Genomic DNA, 271 nt, shown 5'->3' with positions numbered 1-271 from the left:
GAAAGAAGGAGCCGCCGAAGGCAGGTCTGATAACTGGGGTGAAGTCGTAACAAGGTAGCCGTATCGGAAGGTGCGGCTGGATCACCTCCTTTCTAAGGAAGAAAAAGTAGGGGTTGTTTTACTGTTGTGTTATCAATAAGATAACAAAGAAATGAGTATGTGCGTTCGTAAGTGTGCCTCGAAGCGAAGCTTCTCGGTCGCGACTGCGTCGCTTATACATACAAAAAGCAATATGTTTAGGAAAGCAAGCTTTCCACACACATTACTTTTT

1 rRNA gene is annotated in these 271 nt (G+C 44.6%); it reads left to right on the top strand.

Annotation, left to right across the window (positions count from 1 at the left end):
• Positions 1-92: ribosomal RNA gene (locus tag LI288_RS14845) — 16S ribosomal RNA — on the top strand; the annotation flags it as partial.
• Positions 93-271: the final 179 nt, after the last annotated feature.

The organism is Lachnospira pectinoschiza (genome assembly GCF_020564355.1).
GTDB lineage: Bacteria > Bacillota > Clostridia > Lachnospirales > Lachnospiraceae > Lachnospira > Lachnospira intestinalis.
The sequence above is the reverse complement of the archived record's forward strand: the minus strand, read 5'-3'. Positions and strand labels throughout refer to the sequence as shown.